General features: G+C 64.2%; 18 protein-coding genes, 2 tRNA genes and 1 pseudogene. 11 read left to right on the forward strand and 10 right to left on the reverse strand.

Annotated features, from left to right (window positions below):
• Window positions 1–7 precede the first annotated feature (7 nt).
• Entirely contained in the window at window positions 8–1,780 is a 1,773-nt protein-coding gene (gene tfpB / locus HAV22_RS08960) for a type IV pilus assembly ATPase TfpB (protein ID WP_166858626.1), read from the forward strand.
• A 58-nt stretch (window positions 1,781–1,838) separates the two neighbouring features.
• A tRNA-Lys gene (locus HAV22_RS08965) sits at window positions 1,839–1,914 on the forward strand.
• Between the two features lie 54 nt (window positions 1,915–1,968).
• Here HAV22_RS08965 and HAV22_RS08970 read toward each other — a convergent pair.
• Window positions 1,969–3,552, reverse strand: a complete 1,584-nt coding sequence (locus HAV22_RS08970) for a methyl-accepting chemotaxis protein (RefSeq protein WP_166858629.1) — start codon at window positions 3,550–3,552, stop codon at window positions 1,969–1,971.
• Between the two features lie 421 nt (window positions 3,553–3,973).
• Between HAV22_RS08970 and HAV22_RS08975 the strand changes: the two genes are divergently transcribed.
• Window positions 3,974–4,049, forward strand: a tRNA-Lys gene (locus HAV22_RS08975).
• A 388-nt stretch (window positions 4,050–4,437) separates the two neighbouring features.
• On the opposite strand, the gene HAV22_RS08980 is transcribed toward HAV22_RS08975, so the two are convergent.
• A complete protein-coding gene (locus tag HAV22_RS08980; protein WP_166858631.1) occupies window positions 4,438–5,565 on the reverse strand; it encodes an alkene reductase in 1,128 nt (375 codons plus the stop codon).
• Between the two features lie 143 nt (window positions 5,566–5,708).
• Between HAV22_RS08980 and HAV22_RS08985 the strand changes: the two genes are divergently transcribed.
• The gene (locus HAV22_RS08985) at window positions 5,709–6,656 is read left to right on the forward strand and encodes a LysR family transcriptional regulator (protein WP_166858633.1); all 948 of its coding nucleotides are present in this window, start codon (window positions 5,709–5,711) and stop codon (window positions 6,654–6,656) included.
• A 188-nt stretch (window positions 6,657–6,844) separates the two neighbouring features.
• Here the strand turns inward: HAV22_RS08985 and HAV22_RS31805 are convergent.
• The 3 genes and pseudogenes from HAV22_RS31805 to HAV22_RS09000 form a co-directional block, all read right to left on the reverse strand.
• A pseudogene (locus HAV22_RS31805) lies at window positions 6,845–6,961 on the reverse strand (ankyrin repeat domain-containing protein); the annotation flags it as partial.
• A gap of 86 nt (window positions 6,962–7,047) precedes the next feature.
• A complete protein-coding gene (locus tag HAV22_RS08995; protein ID WP_166858635.1) occupies window positions 7,048–8,154 on the reverse strand; it encodes an S-(hydroxymethyl)glutathione dehydrogenase/class III alcohol dehydrogenase in 1,107 nt (368 codons plus the stop codon).
• 50 nt (window positions 8,155–8,204) lie between these two features.
• Complete coding sequence (locus tag HAV22_RS09000) at window positions 8,205–8,975, reverse strand: alcohol dehydrogenase catalytic domain-containing protein (RefSeq protein WP_166858637.1); 771 nt, start codon at window positions 8,973–8,975, stop codon at window positions 8,205–8,207.
• 227 nt (window positions 8,976–9,202) lie between these two features.
• On the opposite strand from HAV22_RS09000, the gene HAV22_RS09005 reads away from it, so the two are divergent.
• The 5 genes from HAV22_RS09005 (at window position 9,203) to HAV22_RS09020 (ending at window position 12,910) form a co-directional block, all read left to right on the forward strand.
• Window positions 9,203–9,949 (forward strand): LysR substrate-binding domain-containing protein, encoded by a 747-nt coding sequence (locus tag HAV22_RS09005; RefSeq protein WP_308789205.1) that lies wholly within the window; start codon window positions 9,203–9,205, stop codon window positions 9,947–9,949.
• A 14-nt stretch (window positions 9,950–9,963) separates the two neighbouring features.
• Window positions 9,964–10,152: a hypothetical protein gene (locus tag HAV22_RS31645; protein WP_308789206.1), complete on the forward strand. Its 189-nt coding sequence runs from the start codon at window positions 9,964–9,966 to the stop codon at window positions 10,150–10,152.
• A 451-nt stretch (window positions 10,153–10,603) separates the two neighbouring features.
• Window positions 10,604–11,308, forward strand: coding sequence for a glutathione S-transferase family protein (locus HAV22_RS09010; RefSeq protein WP_166858639.1), 705 nt, complete (start codon window positions 10,604–10,606; stop codon window positions 11,306–11,308).
• A gap of 618 nt (window positions 11,309–11,926) precedes the next feature.
• Complete coding sequence (locus tag HAV22_RS09015) at window positions 11,927–12,559, forward strand: energy transducer TonB (RefSeq protein ID WP_166858641.1); 633 nt, start codon at window positions 11,927–11,929, stop codon at window positions 12,557–12,559.
• A gap of 117 nt (window positions 12,560–12,676) precedes the next feature.
• Window positions 12,677–12,910 (forward strand): hypothetical protein, encoded by a 234-nt coding sequence (locus HAV22_RS09020; RefSeq protein WP_166858643.1) that lies wholly within the window; start codon window positions 12,677–12,679, stop codon window positions 12,908–12,910.
• Window positions 12,911–13,023: 113 nt separating this feature from the next.
• On the opposite strand, the gene HAV22_RS09025 is transcribed toward HAV22_RS09020, so the two are convergent.
• The 4 genes from HAV22_RS09025 to HAV22_RS09040 all read right to left on the reverse strand — a co-directional run bounded on the left by HAV22_RS09025 (window position 13,024) and on the right by HAV22_RS09040 (window position 21,235).
• A complete protein-coding gene (locus HAV22_RS09025; RefSeq protein ID WP_166858645.1) occupies window positions 13,024–14,598 on the reverse strand; it encodes a family 16 glycosylhydrolase in 1,575 nt (524 codons plus the stop codon).
• Between the two features lie 260 nt (window positions 14,599–14,858).
• Window positions 14,859–16,337 (reverse strand): M48 family metallopeptidase, encoded by a 1,479-nt coding sequence (locus HAV22_RS09030; protein WP_166858648.1) that lies wholly within the window; start codon window positions 16,335–16,337, stop codon window positions 14,859–14,861.
• The gene (locus HAV22_RS09035; RefSeq protein WP_166858650.1) at window positions 16,325–18,442 is read right to left on the reverse strand and encodes a tetratricopeptide repeat protein; all 2,118 of its coding nucleotides are present in this window, start codon (window positions 18,440–18,442) and stop codon (window positions 16,325–16,327) included. Before HAV22_RS09035 ends, HAV22_RS09030 begins: the two co-directional genes overlap by 13 nt.
• Window positions 18,443–18,622: 180 nt before the next feature.
• Complete coding sequence (locus HAV22_RS09040) at window positions 18,623–21,235, reverse strand: putative bifunctional diguanylate cyclase/phosphodiesterase (RefSeq protein WP_166858652.1); 2,613 nt, start codon at window positions 21,233–21,235, stop codon at window positions 18,623–18,625.
• Window positions 21,236–21,464: 229 nt separating this feature from the next.
• Here HAV22_RS09040 and HAV22_RS09045 point away from each other — a divergent pair, with 229 nt between their 5' ends.
• Window positions 21,465–22,037, forward strand: coding sequence for a TetR/AcrR family transcriptional regulator (locus tag HAV22_RS09045; RefSeq protein ID WP_166858654.1), 573 nt, complete (start codon window positions 21,465–21,467; stop codon window positions 22,035–22,037).
• Window positions 22,034–23,443 carry a hypothetical protein gene (locus tag HAV22_RS09050; protein WP_166858656.1) on the forward strand — a complete coding sequence of 470 codons (1,410 nt, stop codon included), beginning with the start codon at window positions 22,034–22,036 and terminating at the stop codon, window positions 23,441–23,443. The genes HAV22_RS09045 and HAV22_RS09050 overlap by 4 nt, the downstream gene beginning before the upstream one ends.
• Here HAV22_RS09050 and HAV22_RS09055 read toward each other — a convergent pair.
• The gene (locus tag HAV22_RS09055; RefSeq protein WP_166858658.1) at window positions 23,409–23,846 is read right to left on the reverse strand and encodes a hypothetical protein; all 438 of its coding nucleotides are present in this window, start codon (window positions 23,844–23,846) and stop codon (window positions 23,409–23,411) included. The two genes, HAV22_RS09050 and HAV22_RS09055, sit on opposite strands and share 35 nt — an antisense overlap.
• Window positions 23,847–23,972: the final 126 nt, after the last annotated feature.

The following is a 23,972-nucleotide window of genomic DNA, read 5'->3' on the forward strand; positions in this document are numbered from 1 at the left end:
TCCGACCATGCACAAGCCGAAAGCCCTCGACCTGCAAACCATTTTTTCGTGGCTGCTGGCCGACGGCATCGTCGAGAAATCGACCGTCAAGCCTCACTTCGCGCAGGCGCAAAGCATCCTCAAGAACGCGGTCGGGTCCATGCATCCGCTGACCGCGATCGCGCAGTGCAAGATCGTCTCGGCAAAGCCGCCCCATAAACTGCTCACCTTGGACGTGCTCAGCGAATGGTGCGCGACGAAAGTCGGCCTGCCGTTCTTCCGCATCGATCCGCTCAAGATCGACTTCACGAAGGTCGCCGACGTGATGTCGGCCAGTTACGCGGCACGTTTCAACATCCTGCCCGTCGAACTGGGGCCGGGCACGCTCGTCGTCGCCACGGCGGACCCATTCCGCACCGAATGGCAGGACGAGATCGCACGCATCTCGCGCCGCCGCATCGAGCTCGTGATCGCGAACCCGCTCGACATCGCGCAATACATCTCGCAATTCTTCAGCCTCGCGAAATCCATCCGCGACGCCAACAAGTCGAGCGGACAAGACCTCGCGCTGCGCAACAACTTCGAGCAGCTGGTCGAACTGGGCAAGACCAATAAACAGGTCGACGCAAACGACCAGCACATCGTCAACATCGTCGACTGGCTGTGGGGTTATGCGTTCGACCAGCGCGCGTCCGACATCCACCTGGAACCGAAGCGCGACGCGGGCGCGATCCGCTTCCGCATCGACGGCGTGCTGCACCAGGTGTACCAGGTGCCGGCCGTGGTGATGATCGCCATGACGGCCCGCATCAAGCTGCTCGGGCGCATGGACGTGATCGAAAAACGCCGCCCGCAGGACGGCCGCATCAAGACCCGTACCAACGATGGCCAGGAAGTCGAGCTGCGCCTGTCCACGATGCCGACGGCGTTCGGCGAAAAACTCGTGATGCGCATCTTCGACCCGGAAGTCGTCGTCAAGACCTTGCCGGAACTGGGCTTCCCGCCCGACGACGCGGCGCGCTGGGACGCGCTGACGAAGCGGGCGCACGGCATCATCCTCGTCACGGGCCCGACCGGCTCCGGCAAGACGACGACGCTGTACACCACCTTGAAGGCATTGGCCACGAGCGAAGTCAACGTGTGCACGGTGGAAGACCCGATCGAGATGGTCGAAGCGTCGTTCAACCAGATGCAGGTGCAACCCGGTATCGACTTGTCGTTCGCGGACGGCGTGCGCGCGTTGATGCGGCAAGATCCCGACATCATCATGGTCGGCGAGATCCGCGACCTGGAGACGGCAGAAATGGCGATCCAGGCCGCGCTGACCGGTCACCTGGTGCTGTCGACCTTGCACACGAACGACGCCCCGTCCGCCGTCATGCGTCTGCTGGAACTGGGCGTGCCGTACTATCTGCTGGAAGCCACGTTGATCGGCATCATGGCGCAGCGTCTCGTACGCACGCTGTGCCCGCATTGCAAATCGCCGGACGGCGAACTCTCCGACGACGTGTGGAGCGCACTGGGCGGCGCGTGGAACCTGCCGAAGCCGGCCACGGTCTACCGCCCCATCGGCTGCCCGGAATGCCGCCAGACGGGGTTCCGCGGCCGCACGGGCTTGTACGAACTCGTCACCGTGACCGAAGGGTTCTCGCGCCTCCTGCAGGAAAAGACGGACCTCGCCGTGCTGCGCCAGCAAAGCGTGGCCGACGGCATGAAGCCGCTGCGCATCGCCGGTGCCTACAAGGTGATGGAGGGCTTGACGACGGCGGAGGAAGTGCTGAAATCCACGGTGGCGCACTAGCGATTTACGTTACCTCTGGCGTAAATCAAAACGGCCCGCTATAATACGTGCCTTCTTCGGGTCGTTAGCTCAGTTGGTAGAGCAGCGGACTTTTAATCCGTTGGTCGCAGGTTCGAGCCCCGCACGGCCTACCAGAGATTCAACGAAAACGCCAGCCTTCGGGCTGGCGTTTTTGTTTTCGGGCTTGGTCAAGCCAGTTGCCGTGTCCTGGACTGGCGCGGCATGTCGGCCAGGTGGAACCGGGACACGACCGCCGCCAACTGCGCCGCCTGGTCCTGCAACGCGGCCGCGGCAGCCGCCGCTTCCTCGACGAGGGCGGCATTGCGCTGCGTGGTCTCGTCGATCTGGACGATGGCCTTGTTGATTTCCTCGATGCCGGAACGCTGCTCGACGCTGGACGCCGAGATCTCCCCCACCACGCCGCTCACACGCTGCACGCTGGCCATGATCTGGTCCATCGTATTGCCGGCCTGCTGCACCAGCACCGTGCCGGTATCCATCTGTTGGACCGAATCTTCGATCAATTGCTTGATCTCCTTGGCCGCAACGGCGCTGCGCTGCGCCAGGTTCCGCACTTCCGACGCGACGACGGCGAATCCACGCCCTTGTTCGCCGGCCCGCGCGGCTTCCACCGCCGCGTTCAGCGCGAGGATATTGGTCTGGAACGCGATGCCGTCGATGACGCCGATGATGTCGACGATCTTGCGCGACGCCGCGCTGATCGCGTCCATGGTCGTGATCACGTCACCCACCACCTTGCCGCCGTCGGCCGCCACGCTGGATGCCGACTGCGCCAATTGATCGGCGAGGCGCGCATTGTCGGCGTTCTGCCGCACGGTGGTGGTCAGCGCTTCCATGGCGGACGCCGTCTCCTCGAGCGAACTCGCTTGCCCCTCGGTGCGGGCAGACAGATCCATGTTGCCGCTGGCGATCTGCGCCGATGCCGTAGCGATCGCATCCGTCGAACCGCGCACCTGCCCCACCACCTGCGCCAGGCTTTGGTTCATGTCGCGCAGGGAGCGCATCACCATGCCCGTTTCGTCGCGGCTGGCCACTTCGATCTCGGCCGTCAGGTCGCCGCTCGCCACCCGCTGCGCGACCCCGATCGCTTCGTTCAACGGCCTCGCCACGATGCGCGCGACCCACATCGCCAGCACCAGCCCGACGCCGACCGCCACCATCAGTGCGGCGACGATCAGCTTGCGCGACATGTTGAAGACCTGCTCGGCGGCCTGTTCGGACGCATCGCTGCCCTCGTCATTGTGCTTCGACAGGGCTTCGAATTCTTCATTGATCTTGCGATAGATCTTGTTGGAGGCGCCCTTGAACAGCGCCCTCGCCTCGTCCTTGCTGCCCGCATGCGACAGCGCGATCAGCTTCGCACTCTCCGCCATATACGCGTCCAGATCCTGCTGGAACGCTGCGTAGATGCGCTTTTCCTCGGGATCCGATACCAGGGCAGCGAGTGCTTCCTGCTGCGTGCGCATGATGTCGCGGCGGGTCGCGAGCGCCTTGTCCGCCGTCGCCATCTCGGGTTCGGCATCCTGCAGGATGTGCGTGGCTTCCGAAATCCTGAAGCGCGCCAGCGACGTCTGCAACTCACCGATATGGCGGATGCCGGGCATCCAGTTCTTGGCAATCTCGGTGGACGAATTGCGGACCTTGTCCAACTGGACAATGGAAAATATTCCCATCACACAAGTCATCGCGACGACGGGGACGAATGCCACCAGTAACTTGTTGGTAATCTTTAAATGGTGGAACCAATGCATGATGTCTCCGGACGGCGTGCTGAAACCAACATTATGTACTTGCCGTGCGTCAACCCTCTAAGGCCGGGGCGTTCTGCTTACCGTAAGTTGCGCCACAACAACAATCCAATCGTCGTCGCGCTTTATTTCCCCTGATGAACCCGCTGTTGCTGTACGGCAACCACAGGGGCGGCGTCGATACCTATACTCGGTAGCATCGATGGGAAAACCGAGTTTCTCATCTTCGCCGCCGGGAGCCATCATGCGTCGTTTGTCGACCCTGTTTGCCGCCACGTTTGCCGCCGCGTTCGTCCTGAGCAGCCTGGCGATCTCTGCCGCGACGCCGTCTGGACGACCGGAAAAGCGCGGGCGCTGACCTGTTGTATTCGCAACAAACCGCTTAGCGAACGACGGCCGAGCCGCTATAATGCGTGCCTTCTTCGGGTCGTTAGCTCAGTTGGTAGAGCAGCGGACTTTTAATCCGTTGGTCGCTGGTTCGAGCCCAGCACGGCCTACCAAAGATTCAACAGGAAGCCCCCGCATTTCGGTGCGGGGGCTTTTTGCGTTCTGGTCCCTCTCTGGTCGCTTCGGAAAGTGTCCGGTCCTGTCCGATCCTGTCTGTAGCATCGGCAAACTTTTCTCTCACTAGACGGGTCTAAATTGGGCCTGGCACTGGGAAAATGGCCCAGCTCAGCGAGCTGACCAATTGCTCCGGATGACGCCAATCTGGATGCCGCCCCGATAATGGCCGAGCTCGGAGGTACCAGGTTCAGGACTCAACCATCTCTACAAGCATACCTTGATGCGGCGCGCTGCCCGTGGCCACATCGGCAAAAACGTTCGCCTCGCAGACGCAAAGTGCTCCCGCCCGGCGCCGAGCGGGAGCGGCATTCAAGCGCTGCGGTGTTATGCTGCCTGTTCAAGCGCCGGGTAGTCGGTGTACCCTTCTTCCCCGTGCGTGTAGAACGTCTGCGGATTGGGCACATTCAGCGGCGCATTGCGCTGCAGGCGCTGCACCAGGTCCGGGTTGGCAATGTACAGCCGTCCGAATGCCACCGCGTCGGCATGGCCCGATTTCACTGCGCCGAGCGCCATCTCGCGGTCGTAGCCGTTGTTGGCGATATATGTACCGTTAAAGGCCTTGCGCGCCCACGCGAAGTCGAACCCCGGCACGTCGCGCGCCCCACCCGTGGCGCCTTCGATGAAGTGAATGAATGCAATGTCGCGCAAGTTGAGCTGCTCGACCAGGTAGCCGAACAGCGCTTGCGGATTGCTGTCCGACAGGTCGTTGGCTGGAGTCACCGGCGACAGGCGGATGCCGACCCGGCCCGCGCCGATCTCGGCCACCACCGCGTCTACCACCTCGAGGGCGAAGCGGCAGCGGTTTTCGATCGAGCCGCCGTAGGCATCATTGCGCTGGTTGGCGCCGTCACGCAGGAACTGGTCGATCAGGTAGCCGTTTGCGCCATGCAGTTCAATGCCGTCAAAGCCGGCCCGGATCGCATTGGCCGCACCGCGGCGGTATTCATCGACGATCTGCGCGATTTCTTCCAGCGCAAGTGCGCGCGGCTCGGGCAGCGCCACCTTACCGGCACGCGTGTAGGCGATGGCATTGGCCGTCACGGCCGAAGGCGCAACCGGCTGCACGCCGCCGGTCAGGTTCGGGTGCGTCACCCGGCCCACGTGCCAGATCTGTGCCACGATCTTCGACCCGGCCTCATGCACCGCCCGGGTGATCGGCTTCCAGCCCTCAACCTGCTCTTCAGAATAAATCCCGGGCGTGGCCATGTAGCCCTTGCCGACTGGCGAGACCTGGGTGCCTTCGCTAATGATCAGGCCGGCATTACTGCGCTGCCGGTAGTAATCGATATTCATCGCGCTGCCCGGCACGTCGCCGCGCGGCTCATCGGCACGGCTGCGCGTCAGCGGCGCCATCACGACCCGGTTGGCGACCTCGATGTCGCCAATGCGCGCAGGTTGGAACAGTTTGTGGTGTTCGGCGTCAACGCCGACAGGGAATACGGAAACACTCATAGCATCAGGTCCATTCACAAGTTAAACCAACAGAAGCCGCGCTGTCACAGCAGCAAAGTATGATCACGCATTATGTCCATTCCTGGAGAGGTAGCATAGGCCGCCAGGATGATATGATCTATTCCCCAAAGGAATAAGTGCTTATGGATCGATTACGTCTGATGGAGACCTTCGTCCGGGTCGTGGAAACCGGCAATTTTTCGGCGGTCGCACGCGAGGAGCAGAGCACGCAGTCGGCGATCAGCAAGCAGGTGCAGGCGCTGGAAGCCCAGCTCGGCGCCCGGCTGCTGGTGCGTTCGACACGCAGCCATTCCCTGACCGAGGCCGGCCGGCTGTATTACGAGCGTTGCCGCCAAGTGCTCGATACGCTGGAAGAAGCGCGTGCCGAAGTCCATCGCGCTGAGCACGACGTGGCGGGCATGCTGCGGGTTGCCGCGCCGGTGGCGTTCGGGCGCCTGCACATCGTGCCACGGCTGGCGGGCTTTTACGCGCGATACCCGAAGATCAAGATCGACTTGCAGCTCGACGACAATTTCGTGGACCTGGTCGCGGGCGGGATCGACGTGGCCTTCCGCGTCGGCGAGCTGAAAGACAGCCGCCTGATCGCGCGCCGCATCGGCACCGCGCACCGCGCGACGCTGGCCTCGCCCTCCTACCTTGCGGCACACGGCGAGCCGCGGCATCCCGACGAGCTGCGGCGGCACCAGTGCCTCATGTACACCGGGCTGGCAAATTTCAATGAGTGGGTATTCCAGGACGAGGCCGGCGGCGCCCACCACGTCAGGGTCAACGGCAATTTTCAGTCAAACAGCTCGGAGGCGATCCGCCAGGCAGCGGTCGAGGGGTTGGGCATCAGCTACTCGACCTCATGGATTTACGGCAGCGATATCCGGGCCGGGCGCGTCAAGCCGATTCTGACCTGCTTTCGCCTGCCGCCGCTGCCCTTGAACGTGGTGTTCCAGCCGGCCCGCCGGCCATCATTGAAGATCACAAATTTTGTCACGTTCTTCACCGATGCGTTCGGCCGCGATCCGGACATCTCGCCGATGCTGTCGTCCGAGGGCGACGCGCTGCCGGCGCCCGGCCGTTGACGCGCGCGTGGAGCGCCCGCATACGCCGGCATCGCGCGCGTCGCGCCGGGCGCCGCTGGCAAGCAACTGCTCGACAATGGCGACGCGGTTGAACATGGCTGCTTCATGGGCGAGGTCTTGCCGTCAGATGAAACTTCTTCGACATCGGCGCCGTGCTTCTGCAGCCGCCGCATCATCGGCAAGTCGCCCTTGCAGGCGGCGCCTGCCAGTGGCGACTGCCCCATGTCATTGCGCATCCCGCGATCGGCGCCGCGTTCTAGCAAAACTTCCGCCACGTCCAGGTGGCCGTGGTAGCTGGCCAGCATCAGCACCGTGGTAGCTGGCCAGCATCAGCAGGCTGTGGCCGCGCTGGTTGCGGAAATCGACCGGCAAGCCGGCCGAAAACAACGGGCTAGTACAGCACCACCGAGCGGATCGATTCGCCCCGCTTCATCAGGTCGAAGCCCTCGTTGATCCGCTCGAGCGGCAAAGTGTGCGTGATCAGCTCGTCGATGCGCAGCTTGCCGTCCATGTACCAGTCGACGATCTTGGGCACGTCAGTACGACCGCGCGCGCCGCCGAACGCGGAACCCTTCCATTCGCGCCCCGTGACCAGCTGGAACGGACGGGTGCTGATTTCCTCGCCGGCTGCCGCCACGCCGATGATGAACGACTGGCCCCAGCCCTTGTGGCAGCATTCGAGCGCCTGGCGCATGGTGGTGGTGTTGCCGATGCACTCGAACGAGTAATCGGCGCCGCCGTCGGTCAGCTGGACGATGTGGTCGACCACGTTCGGCACCTCCTTCGGGTTGACGAAGTCGGTCATGCCGAAGCGGCGCGCGATCTCGACCCGCGCCGGATTGATGTCAACCCCGACGATCTTGTTGGCGCCCACCATTTTGGCGGCCTGGATCACGTTCAGTCCGATGCCGCCGAGGCCAAACACGACCACGTTGGCGCCGGCTTCGACCTTGGCCGAAAATACCACTGCGCCGACGCCGGTAGTCACGCCGCAGCCGATGTAGCAGGCTGTTGCAAACGGTGCGTCCTTGCGGATCTTGGCCACCGCGATTTCTGGCACCACGATGTAGTTCGAGAACGTGGACGTGCCCATGTAGTGGAACAGCGGCTTGCCGTCGATCGAGAAGCGCGAAGTCGCATCCGGCATCAGGCCGCGGCCCTGGGTGGAGCGGATCGCCTGGCACAGGTTGGTCTTGCGTGACAGGCAGAATTTGCACTGGCGGCATTCCGGCGTGTACAGCGGGATCACGTGGTCGTCCTTCTGCACCGAGGTCACGCCGGGGCCGACATCCACTACCACGCCCGCGCCCTCGTGGCCCAGGATGGCCGGGAATATGCCTTCCGGATCGGCGCCGGACAGGGTGTAGTAATCGGTGTGGCAAATGCCGGTGGCCTTGATTTCGACCAGCACCTCGCCGGCTTTCGGGCCGGCCAGGTCGACTTCCTCGACCGTCAGCGGGGCGCCGGCCTTCCATGCAATAGCAGCTTTGGTTTTCATATTGAGCAATGGTTCGTTGAAAAATTGATAAGGTCCTGCTGCGAAGGTTCTCAGAATCTGGACAGGACAATCTTGCCGCGCGCCTTACCGCTTTCGAGCAAGGCATGGGCACGCTTGAGGTTGGCCGCATTGATGGTGCCGAAATGCTCGGCCAGCGTCGAACGCAGCACGCCGGCGTCGATCAGTTCGTTGATGCGGTTCAGCAGGTAGTGCTGCACGATCGTGTCGTCGATCACGTGGTGGGCGCCGAGTTGCATCGCCCGCTCGCGCGTTTCCGGCCGCAAGGCAGTGGCGACCACCGTCATGAGCTGGCGCGCCAGCTGAACTAGGCTCGAGCCGACACCGCCAGCCCCGCCGATCACCAGCAAGACACCGGTGGCGTCTTGCTCCAGGCGCACCTGCAAGCGGACGAACAACAATTCCCACGCCGTGATCGAGGTCAGCGGCAAAGCGGCAGCGGCGGCATCGCCCAGACTGGCCGGCGCGCGGCCGACGATCCGTTCATCGACCAGGTGCAGCTCGCTGTTGGTGCCGGGACGTAGCAGCGAACCGGCATACATCACGCGGTCTCCCGGCTTGAACAGGCTGGCCTGGCCGCCCACCGCGCGCACCACGCCCACCACATTCCAGCCCAGTGTCCTGGCCTCGCCCACAGGCGGCGCCACCCCGCGCCGGACTTTGGTATCGACCGAGTTGACTGATACGGCATGTACTTCGACCAGCAGGTCACGCCCGGCCGGTTGCGGGTCCGGCAGCGTCAGGTCGACCAGGCATTCCGGTGCGCAGACCGGCGGAGATTCGCGATGGCCAACAGCTTTCATGCGAGGTCCTTGTTACGTGTTCAATCAATGGCAGGCCACGGCGACACCGAACGGCAAGGCAGATCGTACGAGTGTGCGCCAACGCTGGCGCGCGCAGATGCCTGTAGCGCGCGGTGCCTTACGGAAGAGCAAGTATGCAGGACAGCAAGCACATTGAATATGGGACAAGCACAATTTTAGAATTCCTGATTATGGAATAATGACGCTTTATTGCCCGGGCTATTGTTTTGAACAATACAGACTTGTTGCGCGTTTTTTGTATTGCCGCCGACTCGCTCAGTTTTCGCGAAGCGGCTGCTCGCCTGGCTATTTCCCCGCAAGGGGTCACGCGCGCGGTGCAGCGGCTGGAACGCCACTTTGGCGAACTGCTGTTTCATCGCAGCACGCGGCAAGTGCGGATGATCGAATTTGGCGCGCAACTGTCCGCCCGTGCGCGCGAATCGCTCCAGCAGCTCGACGCGCTGTTCCAGCGCCCTGGCGAATCGATGGGTTCGCAACTGCCGACCCGGGTACGGATCACCGCGCCGCGCAGCCTGGCGCGCATACACCTGCTGCCTGCACTGGTCGATCTGGCGACCGCGCATCCTTCGAGCATCCTGGACCTGCGCCTGGGCGATGAGATCGCCGACGTGGTCGACGATCAGATCGACATCGGCGTGCGGCTGGGATTCATGCGCGACAACAGGTTCGTCGCGCGCGCAGCGGCCAGGATGCAGTTCGTGATTGCCGCCGCGCCGGCACTGGTGGTGCGCACCGGCGTCCCGGCTTCGCCCGATGCGCTGGCGGCGCTGCCGACCACCGGTTTCATCGACAACACCAGCGGCCGGGTATGGCCGTGGTACCTTGCGGGAGAGCGCCTGTTCGTTCCGGCCGCGCCGGTCCTGCTGATGGACGATCCTGAAGCCGAGCGCGACGCGGTACTGGCCAGCATCGGTTACGGCCAAATGCCGTACTACTGGCGGCACCTTACCTAGCGACCGGGCGCCTGGTGACGGTGCTGGACCAGTTTGCGCCGCCGCCGTGGGACGTGTTCGTCTTCCGTCCGCAACGCGGCCCGGTGCCGCCCCGCATCCGCCTGGTGTTCGACGCCATCGTCTTCAGTTTGCAGGCGATTGCCAACGGGGTCCCTCCGGGCACGTCGGAACAGCGGGATGGGAACGAATCCAATCTCAATTAACATTCATCCAACGCAGCCCCACCGTACTCCGGATGCGCGCTGCGGTGGGAAGTGCGCCGCCTGTTGCACGCCCGACAACGCGGGACAGTCCAACTATTTCGGTCTGTCATTGAAAGATGTGCTAAGTATGAACCGGTATGAACCGCTCCGGCTTTCACGAAGGCCTTCATATAACCGTCTGACCGGCAAGGACCAGCTGGCTCTTCTACAATCCGGCAAATTGAGAGTGCCTAGAAGCGCACCCGCAAGATAGTCAATGACTATCAATTTCATATATACGATTTAACCTTAAGTTATCGTCGTTACCCTATAATCATTTTAAGTTTTCACGATGTTATGCCGATTGCAGCGGTTGGAGCGCGGCGATCGACGAGAACAATAGCCGGTTAATCCAACTTGGCCGTTGGGCGCTAGCAGCCCAACGTAGCCGATTTTGAAATGGAATGCATTCATGTCTAAACGCCTGAAACTCTACACGTCGCCATCGGCCTTTCCCAACCCGCAACGCCTGCGCCTGTTCCTCCACGAGAAGGGCATCGCCGACCAGTTCGATGAAATCATCTATGACATGACCCCGGGCGGTGACCAGCGCAAGTGGCCGCACCTGAAGCTGAATCCATGGGGTGAAACGCCAACCCTGTTGCTGGCCGACGGAAGCTATCTGTCGGAAACGGCGGCCATCGCGCGCTACCTCGATCAGCATTATCCCGGGCGTAAAATCATGGGGGCGACTGCGCTCGAGCAAGGCCAGGACACGATGTGGGAAAACCGGATCTGGACGCATATCTTGTACCGCATCGTCACTATGTTCCACGTGATGCACACTGGCCTGGGTCCCAAGCTGGAGCTGACTCACAACCCCCAGTGGGGGGAACATTGCCGGAAGGAAGCGTTGGCCCACGCCGCGCTGGTTGACCGTCACCTGGCCGACGGGCGCGCCTGGGTCCTTGGAGGCGATGTACCGACCTTCGCCGACATTACACTGTGTACGGCAATCGCGTTTTCCAAGTTCCCGGTCAACGCCACTCCGCTCGACGAGCGCTTCGAGCACCTCGACGCGCTGTGGCAGCGCTGGAAGAAGCGCTCCAGTTTCCAGGCGGCATATGCCGATGGCGGCAGCGGCCTCGACGAACTTGCCGACCTACGCAAGCCCTAATCGACGGCGCCGACCAGTCCTCGCAGACCATGTTCATGCGCTCCGCTACGAAGAACTCGACTGCGGTTTTTACTACTGAACGTCTTCCCTCATCGCTGTCTGGTGTGCATGTGTGCAGGCTTTTGACCATCGCCTGCCTGCACAGATCGGCCCTGGCACACATAAAGGAAGGGTTGTCTGGTCGCTCTCTGGTCGAGACCAGTTACAATAGGATCAAGGATCGTCCATCAGCGTCAAGGTCCGGTTACTGCCACGAAAAACGCGCACTCTGCCAATCGTTCTTGCGGACCAAGGAAGTACCTGACGGAACAGCCCGCGATCGGGCGACGAGGGCCGTGCGGTATGGGCTGGTTGTGGCACTTTTAATCCGTTGGTCGCTGGTTCGAGCCCAGCACGGCCTACCAAAGATTCGACAGGAAGCCCACGACTTCGGTTCGTGGGCTTTTTTGTTTCCCCAATTCTTCGGATTACCTTCAGCGGCATGGCGCCCTGCTTCGCCACCCGGTTGTCAGCGTGATATTGTTTCCATAATATACAGGCCTGTCGTCGCCTGAAGAGGCCGCCATGCCAACTGACGCCGCATTCGCTCGCCCACGGCCCGCGCTGTCGAGAATTGCCATGGTCGCTGCCCTCCACGCGCTGGTACTATTCGTTTTCATGTCCAGTGATCGCATCGTTCGGTCGAGACCGCCGCAAACGGTCATGCTGCTGGCCCTGATACCGCCGGAAATCGTCAAGCCACCACCTCCCCCGCCGCCGCGGCCGCACCGGCACGCAAGCAGGCCGCGCCCACCGGCCCGCGAGGCCGCCGCGCCGCCACTGCACGACATCGAAGTCGTACCGCGCACCGAAGTCGTCCCCACCATCGTCGACAATGCGATGCCGGTCGAGGTGGCCGGCGGCAAGCCCGACAGCACCGGCACCACCGGGGCCGGCGACGTGGGCGCAGGCACTGGCGGCGGCGGGGCCTCCGTCAGGGTGCGCGCGGTGCTGGATCCGGCCAATTGCGAGCGCCCGAGGCTGCCGTGGAGCGCCGAACAACGCAAGCTCACCGGCCATGTGATCCTGGCGGTGCTGATCAACGTCGACGGCAAGGTGACGGATGCACGTGTCGCCCGCTCGAGCGGCCATCCGATTCTCGACGAGACCGCCCTGAAAAGCGCGCATCGGTGCCATTTCGTGGCGGCGACGGTCGACAAGGCACCGGTACCATCGTGGGAGTTGTTCCGGTTCTCGTGGATGAACGATTGACGCCGGTGCCCTGCGTCTCCATCACCATGACATTAGGCGCCACCGGTTGCGTCTCCGATAGAACGGCGAGCAACACGCCGGCAGCGCACGTTTCCGGCCATCTCGTCAAGGATTGACATGAAACACGGACTGAAACTCGCCGGCATGATCGCCGCCATCGCCCTGCAGCTTCCCGCCCACGCCGACGAAAAGCCGGACGGATTGAAGGCGGAATGCCACAAAAGGTCGGCTCCTGATCGAGACGGGGCCCGGTCAGGCTGCGCTAAGAACGTCGTTCCCTCGAACACCGAAGCGGTCTCCGGCACCTGCGCAATGGTCCATTCCGCATCCTCCAACTGCACCGGGTTGTAGCGGATCGGCTTCGATTCACGAGGTTCCCGGCATCGCGAACAATGGTGCCGGTCGCCCTCTGCCGAATTCAGGCAAAAACGCCAGCCTCGGGCTGGCGTTTTTCGCTTTCGGGCTTACTTCGCGTAGATCGCTTCGTTGTCGAGATAATACGTGTCGCCCGTGTACGTATTCGGGTTCAGCATCAGCACGATCTGGTTGACGGCAGTGTCGGCCGTCTCGCCGTCGATACGATCGTTCATCAGGAACTTCAGCCGCTGCCAGCTGTTTTGAACCGTCGTGGTCGCCAGGTATTTCGAGTGGCGCCCCGACGGATAGTTGGACGCGGTGGCGACCTTGTTGTTCTCGAGCTGGATCAGGATCGGCGTCCCCACCGGCGCGGCGCTGTACACGTCCAGGTAGAACGCCTTGTCGCCGCGGACGAACGGTCCGGCATCCGGAATCGCCGTGGTGGTGGCCGTGATCAGGTCGTATTGCTGCGCGCTGCTGCGCACGTACTGGCCGACCGTCGTGGACGAGTTCACCGTGTTCGGCGCAGGATTCGCCGCGCTCCGGTTGAACGTCCCCGTTACCGTGGTGTAGGTCTGGTTATGGATCGTTTCGAAATCATCCAGGACGAGCGACTTCGTCAGCACCGGCGACACGGTCACGTTCAGGGTCTTGGTATAGGTGCCGCAGCTGTTCTTCACAGTCAAGTTCACGGGACCGCTCGTCGTGGCCCAGTTGACCGTCAGCGCGTTGCCGGTCGAGGTCTGGCCGGTCGGTGCCGTCCAGCTGTACGTCGATCCGCCCGCGTTGTCGTCCACCACGCTGTAGGTCGCGACGGTGTTGGGCTCGACGATGTGCTTGCCCGAGATGGACGGTTGCGGCACCGCGTACACGCGCACGTAGTCGACCTGCATCGTTTGCGGCAGCGCCGTGTCGTCCACGGTCCCGCCGAAATTGCCGCCGACCGCCAGGTTGAGGATCATGTAGTACTGGTAATTCTCGAACGTCCAGTCAGCAGGATTGGCGAGGTCGGACGGGGTCTTGGTCGCGTACAGCAGGTCGTCCACGTACCAACTGATACGGTTGGCGCTCCATTCGACGGCATAGACGTGGAAGTCGCTTGCCCACGTATCGGGCTGCTTGAGAATCTGGCTGGTCTGGAACTGGGCATTCGCGCTCGACGGGCCGTAGTGGATGGAGCCCAGCTGGTACATGGATTTCTGCCCCGTCGCCTCCTGGATATCGATCTCGCCGCTGGCCGGCCAGGCGACCGTGGTATTCGGCAGCATCCAGAACGCGGGCCACATGCCGTGTCCGCCCGGGATCTTGATGCGTGCCTCGAACCGGCCATGCGTCCATTGCCCGCCGTTGGGACGGTTCAGCGTGCGCAACCGCGCCGACGTATAGGATTTCGAACCCACCCGTTGCTTCTTGGCGGTAATCGTGAGCAAGCCGTTCGCGACGGTCGCGTTCGCCGTCTGGTACGACTGCAGCTCATTGTTACCCCAGCCACAAAGGCCGTAACTGCAGCCATCGCCGGTCTGGAATTCCCATTTGTTCGTATCCACGGCCGTGCCGTTGAATTCGTCGGCGAATACGGGGGTGGTACTCGGGCATTGCTGCGCGCCGGCGGCACCGGCCGTCAGTGCCAGCGCAGCGGCGAATGCGCGCGCCAGCGGCGCGGCGTGAAAACGTTCAGGCATGTGTAGTCTCCGTTGTGATTATCGGTATATTGAGCAAACGATGCAGCCGTTTGCTGCTCGGAACGTGCCTGGCACAAGCAAGCGCGGCTATGCCGGGACGGAGTTGGAAACGATTCCAATCGAGCTCGATCATCTTGACTTGAAGCGCGATTCACGTCAATTGAATTCATGCATATGTGGCATCGAACGCAGCGGACCCGCTGCCCGCCGCATCATTCCGCCATCACGCCGGAATCAGTGACACGAACACAGCCTCGTTTTTACGATGCCGGAGCGGTATCCGGACTTGATGTCGCCATGTATGCCTCGACGGTCGCGGCCGTGAGCCTGCCCTGGCACGCCTCTGCCAGCAGCTGACCGGGCTCGATGGTGATGCCGTCGCGCTTCAGCACCAGGCTCTCTCCCGGCCGGACGTGCAACGCAAATCCGGCATGACAAAGACTGGCGATCGCCCAGTCGCGCAGCACGTCGAGCACGTGGTTGCGTTGCCCTGCCGGCGACAGGAAGCTCGGGCCGTCGGGTTTGAGCCGCGGCCACCACGCATCGAGCGACAGCGCGATCTCGGGCAACCTCGTCAGCGGCAGTGCGTCGGGCGCCATATCGGTGCCCGCGAAACGGGCCTGGATCTTTTTGCCCAGCACCACATCGCCGAACGCATCCCAACCCAGCCCCGGCCAGTCGCGGCCTCCGATCCGCTCGAACCATATCGTTTCGAGACGCTCTTCACCGCCGAGCAGGCCCGCGCAATTCACGGGTCCGGACAAGCGGCCGCTGGCGCCACCCCCGAGCGCCGTCATCCGCTCGTCGAGCGACGGATGCGTGTCGTATGGGGATGACGTGCGCTCCGCCGCACCGTCGATCGCCTCCTGCACCTCGCGCCGTTTCGGCGCTGCGGCGCAAAAGCGGCGGTACCCGTCGAACACGGGCAGCTGGACGCTGCAGTTCAGCGCGGGCACGAGATCGTGGTGGAAATAGGCGAACCACATCGGTTCCAGCAGATGGATTTTTTCCAGTGCGGCACAGGCGGACGCCACGCCGAAATGCCGCGCGCTCAGCGCATCGGCCGCATACTCCTGCGCCCGCGACACGGCCGTCGACCGGCGCAGAAACCACTGGCCGTAGCGGCGGAACGGTTCGTCCAGAAAAAACACGGAGTCGTCGAGCGCGTGGACGGCAGTCCCGATCGAAAGGCGGGTGCGGTACACCCATGGCGTCAGCAAGGTATCGCCGCCGATGAAATGGCCGAATTCATGCGCGATGACGGCACCGAGTTCCGCTTCCGACAGCCAGACGAACAGCGGCATGCCGATGCCGATCGACAGCGTCTTGACCCGGCCGGTCCACGTACGCTCCGCCCGGATGAACGCCGTCGCCGTCGTGACGAGATGAACCTCGAACGGTGCCGTCACCCCCACCTTGGCGGCCACGCCTTCGATGAACCGGAACAGCTGCGGCGCTTCGTCCCGCCGCAAAGGCGTCGGCACGACGTCCGCAGCCGCCGACCCGGCGCGCCGTGGCCGCAGCGAATACGCCAGCGTGATGCCGGCGCACGCCGCGACGATGCCGGACAAATCGATGGTGTCGCGGAAGTGAAGTTGCGCGACCGGGATCGCCAACAGCCCGATCACGAGGCCGGCCGCGAGCAGCCAGAAGCCGAGCCACAGCACCACCATCAGCAGCGCGCGGCTGGCCAGCGAGCCGCTGTCCGGCGCGGCCTGGGCCGCACTCATGCCGGCCATTTGGCCAGCGCCTGCGTGACGACGCTGTGCAGCAGATCGGTTTGCGCCGCCTGGGTGCGCAGTTGGGCGCGCTCGGCGGCCGGCAGCGCCGCATTCCGCGAACGCACCAGCATCGCGGCCGCGCGCATGCCGGGCTCGAGGTCGGCGTCCGCCAAGGACACCGCGTCGCCCTGCACGAAACGCGTCAGCGTGCTGCGGTCGTTGCTGTCGACGCTGCGGCCGAAGTGTTCGAGTTTCGCCACGACGGCCTTGTCGTTCGTGCGCACGGCCTCGCCGAACAGCAATCCCCATTGTTCCGGGCCGAGCGCCATGACATCGCCCTGCGTCATGCCGCGTGCCAGCCGCACGGCCTTGGCGGGATCGCTGCGCAGGGCCAGCATCACCTGGACCAGCAGCGGCTGTTGTGCAGCGGCGGCGACCGGCTCCAGGCCGGCGCGCACGCGGATGGGATCGAAGGCCGCATCGGACGTGTCCTTCTTGTCGACAGCGTCCATCTGGCGGCGCGCATCGCCACCCGCCAGGCTGACCACCATCAGGTATTCGGCCAGGTGCTCGCCCCGGCTGTCGTCTTGCGGTGACTTCAGCAGCGAAGCGAGCAGTCCTGCCGCTTCGTTCGCGCGCTGCCTGGCGACCAGCGCTCGCACCTGGGCGTCGACGACGTCGGCCGCTGCGCGCGGCGCCAGCGCATGCAAGCGGTTCCATCCTTCGATCGTGCCGGCGTAATCGCCATGCGCCATGCGGCGCCACGTCAGACTGCGCAGGATATTGGGTTCGGTGCCATATTTGGCGGCCAGTTTTGCGAGCGCGTCGACGCCGGCCGGCCCCCGCAGCAGGCTTGCATACAGATACTGCGCCGCTGCGGAATCGGGCTGCTGCTTGGCCTTGTCCGCATATTCCTGAAGCACTTCCCGGCTTTGGCCGGCATTGTCACGGGCCATTTGATAACTGCGGTGCAGGACGATGTCATCCGGATGCATCCGCAACGCGCGCTGCGCCACCCGGATCGCTGCCGCATCCGACGCCTGCGACGCCGCAAACATGGCCAGGCCGATCGAGTCGCGATCCCACCCTTTGATTTCCGCTTCCGCTTCGAGGAACGGGGACGCATTCTTCATCGCGTCGTGTTGCGCCAGGTAATACATGCAGGTCATGTAGCCGGGTTTATCCTCCGGCCGTGCGAGATCGAGGTGAGTCCGATATACCCGCTCCGTGTTCTTGCTCATGCTGACCGTCTGCGGCGGCGCCGTGAATACGTCATCGATGCGCGGCAACTCGACGAATCGCTGGCCGCAAAACACAGCCGGTTCCGCTTGCGCTTCCTCGGTTGCAGGCTTATGCGAGAAATACGTCACCTGCTCCTTGAAGAGCGGCGCGGCGCCGGCGATATTCCACATCGTCATCCTGGAAGAACTGGCGACGTTTTCGTGCAAGGTATCGACGACCACGCCTTTCGCGGTCGCCTTGCCTTGCACGTCACCGGTCTTGACCGTAACGATGTCGTGCCCCATCGGCGCAATCGTGCGCTGCGTTCCACCCAGGTCGACATCGACCGCCACATCAAGGCCATTGACGACCACGACCTCTTGCGTGCGCGACTTGATGAACCCGTTGACCGCCCCCGACCCGACCAACAGCACCAGCAGCAGTGCCAGGCTCCTGCCGTACAGCCAGCCGAGCATGCTGGAAGGAACGCGCGCAAAGATATTCCATTTCGACGAGAACAGCGACGACCCGACTTTCCTTACGAGATAAGAACGCAAGGGAATGATTGGAATAAACTGCAGAGCTACAAAAGCGTGCGTGGCAATATAGGTGCCGTCGCTTTCGGCCTCCGAACGTCCCACGAACCCAAAGCCCACCGTGTTGAATGTACCGAGCGCAGGCGTGCCATTCAGTGGCTTGGCAAACAGGCGCCGCTGGCGCACGAGCGTCTTCAGCGTGTCCTGATGGGCTGGCAGGCGCTTGAACCATTTGGCCCACCCCAGGGCGCGGTAGACCTTGAAAGGATCTCCCGTCTCGATGGCACGACGGATCTTTGGATCCACCGCCAATACTTCGAGTTCCGGAATGCGCTGGACAAGATTCGCGGGATCTTTCAGGGACATGTTTCCGCCTCTAGAATATTTATTATCGGAAACTCTAACATTCCCAGGACGGCAAAATCAATTCATTAACGCGAAATAGGTACGCGTTAAAATCCACGTATTTTATGCGTGGAATTCTTCACGAATTCTCATGTCGTCCGCGATTGGATTTCAATTGAGGACAGTGCCCGAAAAAGCCGCCTACGCTTCCATCACGACGAAATTGCGCGCCACCGGCTGCGATTGCGCCGGCGGCATCGCCTTCGAGATCAGGTAGCCCTGGATCTCGTCGCAGTCGAGCGCGCGGAGCATGTCGACCTGCTCCATCGTTTCCACGCCTTCCGCGACGACGCGCATCGCGAGCGCGCGCGCCATCGTCACGATCGCCCGCACGATCACGATGCCGCCCTCCGTCTTGCCCAGCTGGACGATGAATGCGCGGTCGATCTTGAGGCCGTCGAAACTGAGCTTGTACAGCTGCGACAGCGACGAGTACCCGGTGCCGAAGTCGTCCAGCAACACCTTGATGCCCGTCTGGCGGATCGCCTGGATCGCACTCACGACGGAAGCCGTCTCGTTCATCACGGACGATTCCGTCAGCTCGACCTCGACGAGGCTCGGGTCGACACCGTGCAGCTCCAGCGCGCGGCGCAGCGTCTGCGCCACGTCGGTGTCGTTGAACTGGCGCGGCGACACGTTGATCGAGACGGGCACGAGTTTGTCGCCGTTCTTGGCCCAGAGCGCCAGTTGGGCACAGACCTTGTCGATCACGAGGTCGCCCAGCTTGAGCACGAGTCCCGTCTCCTCGACGAGGGGCACGAATTCCGCGGGCGACACGACGCCCCGCGTCGGATGCACCCAGCGCACGAGCGCTTCCAGGCTCGTGATCGAGCCGTCCGCAAGATCCACGCGGGGCTCGTAGTACATGACGAACTGGTCGTGCGCGAGCGCATGGCGCAGCTCGCGGATGCGTTCCAGGCGCGCCTTCAGCTGGTCGTGGAATGTGCCGTCGAAGAAGCGATAACTGCCGCGGTCGCTCGTCTTCGCGGAATACATCGCGACGTCGGCGTTCTGCAGCAGCGCGCGCGGTTCCTTGCCGTCGGTCGGGAACAGGCTGATGCCGATCGAGGCGCCCACGACGTATTCGCCGTACGACAAGCGGATGCTGCGGCGGAAGGCGCGCTGGATGCGCTCGCTCGCCTGCGCCGCGTCGAACGGATCGGCGATGGTGGCGAGTACGATCACGAACTCGTCGCCACCGAACCGCGTCACGCAATCGTGCGGCCGGACGGCTTCCTTGAGACGGTGCGCGGCCGTGCACAGCAGCTCGTCGCCGGCCGCATGGCCCCACGTGTCGTTGATCGCCTTGAAGCCGTCCAGGTCGATGAACAGCAGGGCAAACATCTTGTTCTCGCGCTCGGCGCGGGCGATGGTATCGCGCAGGTGGCTTTCGACCCAGTAGCGGTTGGGCAGGCGGGTGAGCGGGTCTTCGTTACTGCGCCGGAGCAGCTCTTCTTCATGCACGCGATCCTCGGTGACGTCGCGGGCCGACACGGCCAGGTTGTCGCCGTAGCGGAACATCTTCAGCGTGACCCACTTCGCCGGGAAGCTGTCGTGCGGGCGGCCCAGCGTCACTTCGTTGTAGCCCGTATCCATCGCGCGGCGCAGGCTCTCCATGCGCGTTTCCAGCACCTCGCCTTCGTACAGCTCCGTCACCTTCTTGCCGATCAGCTCCCGAGGTTCGCGCGCCACCAGTTCCGCGGCGCGCCGGTTGCAGTCGATGACCTCGAAGTCCTTGACGGCCTTCTCCCCGTCCCATTCGGGCCGCAGCATGTAGAACCCTTCGTTGCTGGCTTCCGTGGCCATCCGGTACGTATCGCGGATCACGCGCAGCTCGTGGTCGCGGCGCGCCAGGCGCAGCGAATTGCTCATCGCAAGCAGGCTGAACAGGGCCACCGTCACGGTCCCCAGCAACGCGCTGCTGATCCACGCGCTGCGCATCGCGTACCAGGGCGCGAGGGCGGCCTCGTAGTCGAGGCCCGCCACGGCATTCACGCCGCGGCGGTCGACGTGTTGCCAGCCGACGAAACGGGGGCGGCCGTCGCCGAACCATGCGCCGTCCTCGACCAGCATGCTGCCGGCCGACAGGCGCAACGACGACGCATGGACGAACCCGGGCTGGCGTACGGTGCCTGCCGCCCCCTCCGACCGCAGCGCCCGCGTACGCCCGTCGTCGCCGACGAGGGCCAGCAGGCCGTCCTGGCGGAAGACCGCCTCCGCATCGCTCCTCGTGAAATAGGCGGGGTCGACGGCAACGACGACGGCGGCCGCGAACTTGCCGTCGCGGTCCGACAATTCCCACGCGAAGAGCAGCCGGTGCCTAGGGCCGCCGCGACCGTCGATCGGCACTTCATCCACAAAGAAATTGACCGGGAAGCCGTGCTGCACGCGGGGGAGAACGTAAGCGGCGGCGGCCGGCGACAGCGTCGTCGGCGCGGTGGACGTCAGCACGCGGCCTTCGCCATCGACCACCGACACGAGCATGCGCGCGCCGTCGACGAACAGGCCGTGCTCCTCCGCGAAACCCAGGTGCACGTCGCCCTGCCTGGCCTCCCAATCGTATCTGACGTAGCGCGCGGTCTGCTCGACGGTGTCGATTTCGCGCTGGACCTGCTCGGCGTAGCCGTTGGCGAGCGTGCGTACTTCCTGCAGCGTCCGCAGTTCGAGTTGCTTGCGCTCGGCATGCAGTTGCTGGAACAGGATGAGCCAGGCAAGGCCCAGCATGATCAGCGCGCCGATCGGCCAGGCCAGCAAGCGCCAGAGGTGCTGTTTCCAGAATGCGGGGCCGCCCGTACTCGCATGACTCGCTGCCGTGATACGTGCTCGCAAGTCCGTCAATAGTTTGCGAAACATTGCTCGCCCCCGTCCGACATCCCCTGAATAGGAACCTACTGCTGATGCCGAAAAATTACAACGATTATCCATGCGCAAATTCCGGGGGGAATCGCTTGCGTCGCGGCGCCCCCAAGTATACCGTGTATACATGACGACCAAGCAACGAATTCTTGACATCGCCATCGACGAACTCGAAGCGAAGGGACTGTCGGGTTTGAGCCTGCGCGCCGTCGGCCAGAAGGCCGGGATCACGCCCATGGCCGTGTATCGCCATTTCGCCGACAAGGCCGCGTTGCTGGAAGCACTGGGCGCGCACGCACTCGACCTGTGGCAGCGCCGGGCCGAGGCGTACGCGGGCTTGCCGCTGCTGGCAGGCTTCGAGGCGATCGCGACGGCATTCGTCGATTTCGCACTGGATGAGCCGGCGCTGTTCGACGCCGCGTTCGTACTGCACACGCGCGCCGAGCGCATCTATCCGGACGATTTCGAGGCCGGCCGTTCGCCCGTCATCGGCGGCTTCGCGCGCCGGCTCGCGGAGGGACAGGCGGCGGGCCTCGTGCGCGCGGGCCCGCCGCTCGAACTCGCGATGGCCGTGTGGGGCGTGCTGCAGGGCCTCGTGACCCTGCACCGTTCCGGACGATTCAATCTGTCGCGCCCCGCGTTCACGGCACTGTGCCTGCGCTCGGCGGCGCGCATCTACCTCAAGGACGACGCACGATGACACGATGGGACATTGCTTGCGCACTGCTGGCGGGCGCATTGCTGGCGGTGGGCCACGACACCGGCCGGTTCGGCTGGCTGGTCCTCGCGGCGTCCGTGCCGCTGCTCGTGGCCGCCCTGCGCGCGCCGCGCGCGTGGCACGTCGCCGTGCTCGCTTTTGTGGCCGGATGGATGGGCGAGGCCGGCCCCATGTGGTTCTATGGACGGATCCTGCCGGCCGTGTACGCCCTCGCGGCCTGCCAGGCCCTGGTCTTCATGCTCACCGTCCTGTTCATGCGCGGGCTGTACCGACGTTTCCCCGCGGCCGTGGCCGTGCTCGGGTTCGCGGTCATGACCACGGCCCTGGACTATTTACGCGGTCTCGTCTCGCCGAACGGCAGCTTCTTCGCGCTGGGCTATGCGCTCGTCGACATCGTGCCCCTGCTGCAGACGGCCGCGCTGGCCGGTGTGCCCGGGCTGAGCTTTCTCGCGGCCGTCGTGCCGGCCGGGCTGGCCGTCCTGTGCGTGAGGCCGCGCGATGCGCGGGCGATCGTCTCCTGGTCGGTGCCCGTGCTCGCGGCGCTGGTGTACGGCTCCTGGCAGCTGGCGCAACCGCCGGGCCCCTCGGTGCGCATCGCCCTGCTCGGCGACGACCGCTACGCCGGCCGGGTGTTTCACCATCCTGACGCCGGCCCCGCCATCGCGGCCGCGTTCGCGGGCCAGGTCGCCGCGGCAGGCGCGCATGGGCCGGCCGCGATCGTCGTACCGGAAAAGATGCTGGCGCCCGGCGCCGCATTCACGCCGCCACCGGGCAGCGTCGTCGTCGCCGGCATCGATGCGCCCGCATCCGGGGGCCGGCGGCTGAACGTGGCCGCGCTGTACGGCCCCGGCGGTGCCATCGCGACGTACCTGAAGAAACGCATGGTGCCGGGCCTGGAAGCGGAATACGTGCCGGGCACGACGGAGCTGGTCACGCAGGTCGGCGGCCTGCGGACGGGCGTCGCCATCTGCAAGGACATGGACTTCGCACAAGACCTGCGCCTGTACGGCCGGCGCGACGTCGGCCTGATGCTCGTGCCCGCCTGGGACTTCGACCGCGACGCGTACCTGCATGGCCGGATGGCCATCGTGCGCGGCGTCGAGAACGGATTCGCACTGGCGCGCTCCGCATCGCAAGGGTTGATGACCCTCAGCGATGCACACGGCCGCATCGTCGCCGAACGGCGCACTGCGCAAGGGCCGGCGCTGCTCGTCGGCGACCTGCCGACGGGACGCGGCGGCACGGTCTACAGCCGCATCGGCGACGTGTTCGCGCAGGCCGCGGTGGCGGCGTGGCTGGGCCTGTTGGCGCTGCTGATGTGGCGGCGCAAGTGCCTGGCGCCGTCCGCCGGGTTCAGCGCTGCGCCATCTTCGCCGTCGCCACGATGACCTGGGCGAGGCGGGGATCCGTAACGTCGCGCGGCACGTAGCTCATCATCATGTCGTCGCGGGCGTCGCCGCGGTTGAATTCCATGACCACGTTGCCGTCGCGCGAGACGTACCGGTCCGGCGATTGCGCGACCAGGCGTATCGGCCGCTGCTTGTCGATCCGGGCGACGATGCCGTTGTTACCCGGCTCGACCTTCAGGTGCCAGCCGTTCGACAAGCGGTAGGCGCCGGTGACGGCGTCGATCTGGTAGTCCCCGATGAGATAGGGTGCGGGCGGGGCCGTCACCTCGACCGTCGTGATCGGGGTGGTGTCGTCGGCGACGGGATAACTCCCCGACTGGGCGCCGGCAATCGGGGCGAGCAGCAGCAGGGATGCGGGAAGTGCGAGAGAGAGCGGGCGCATGATCGTTCCTTCGAAACAGGTGGCGTACGGGACACGCACCACGCGCAGGCGCGCGGTGCCTGGGCCTTCCGGTGCCGCAATGCGGGCCTGGCCGGCAGCGACACCCTCAGTCTAGGCCCGCGCCGG

This window comes from Telluria antibiotica (genome assembly GCF_011682055.1).
In the GTDB taxonomy this organism is placed as follows: Bacteria; Pseudomonadota; Gammaproteobacteria; order Burkholderiales; family Burkholderiaceae_D; genus Telluria; species Telluria antibiotica.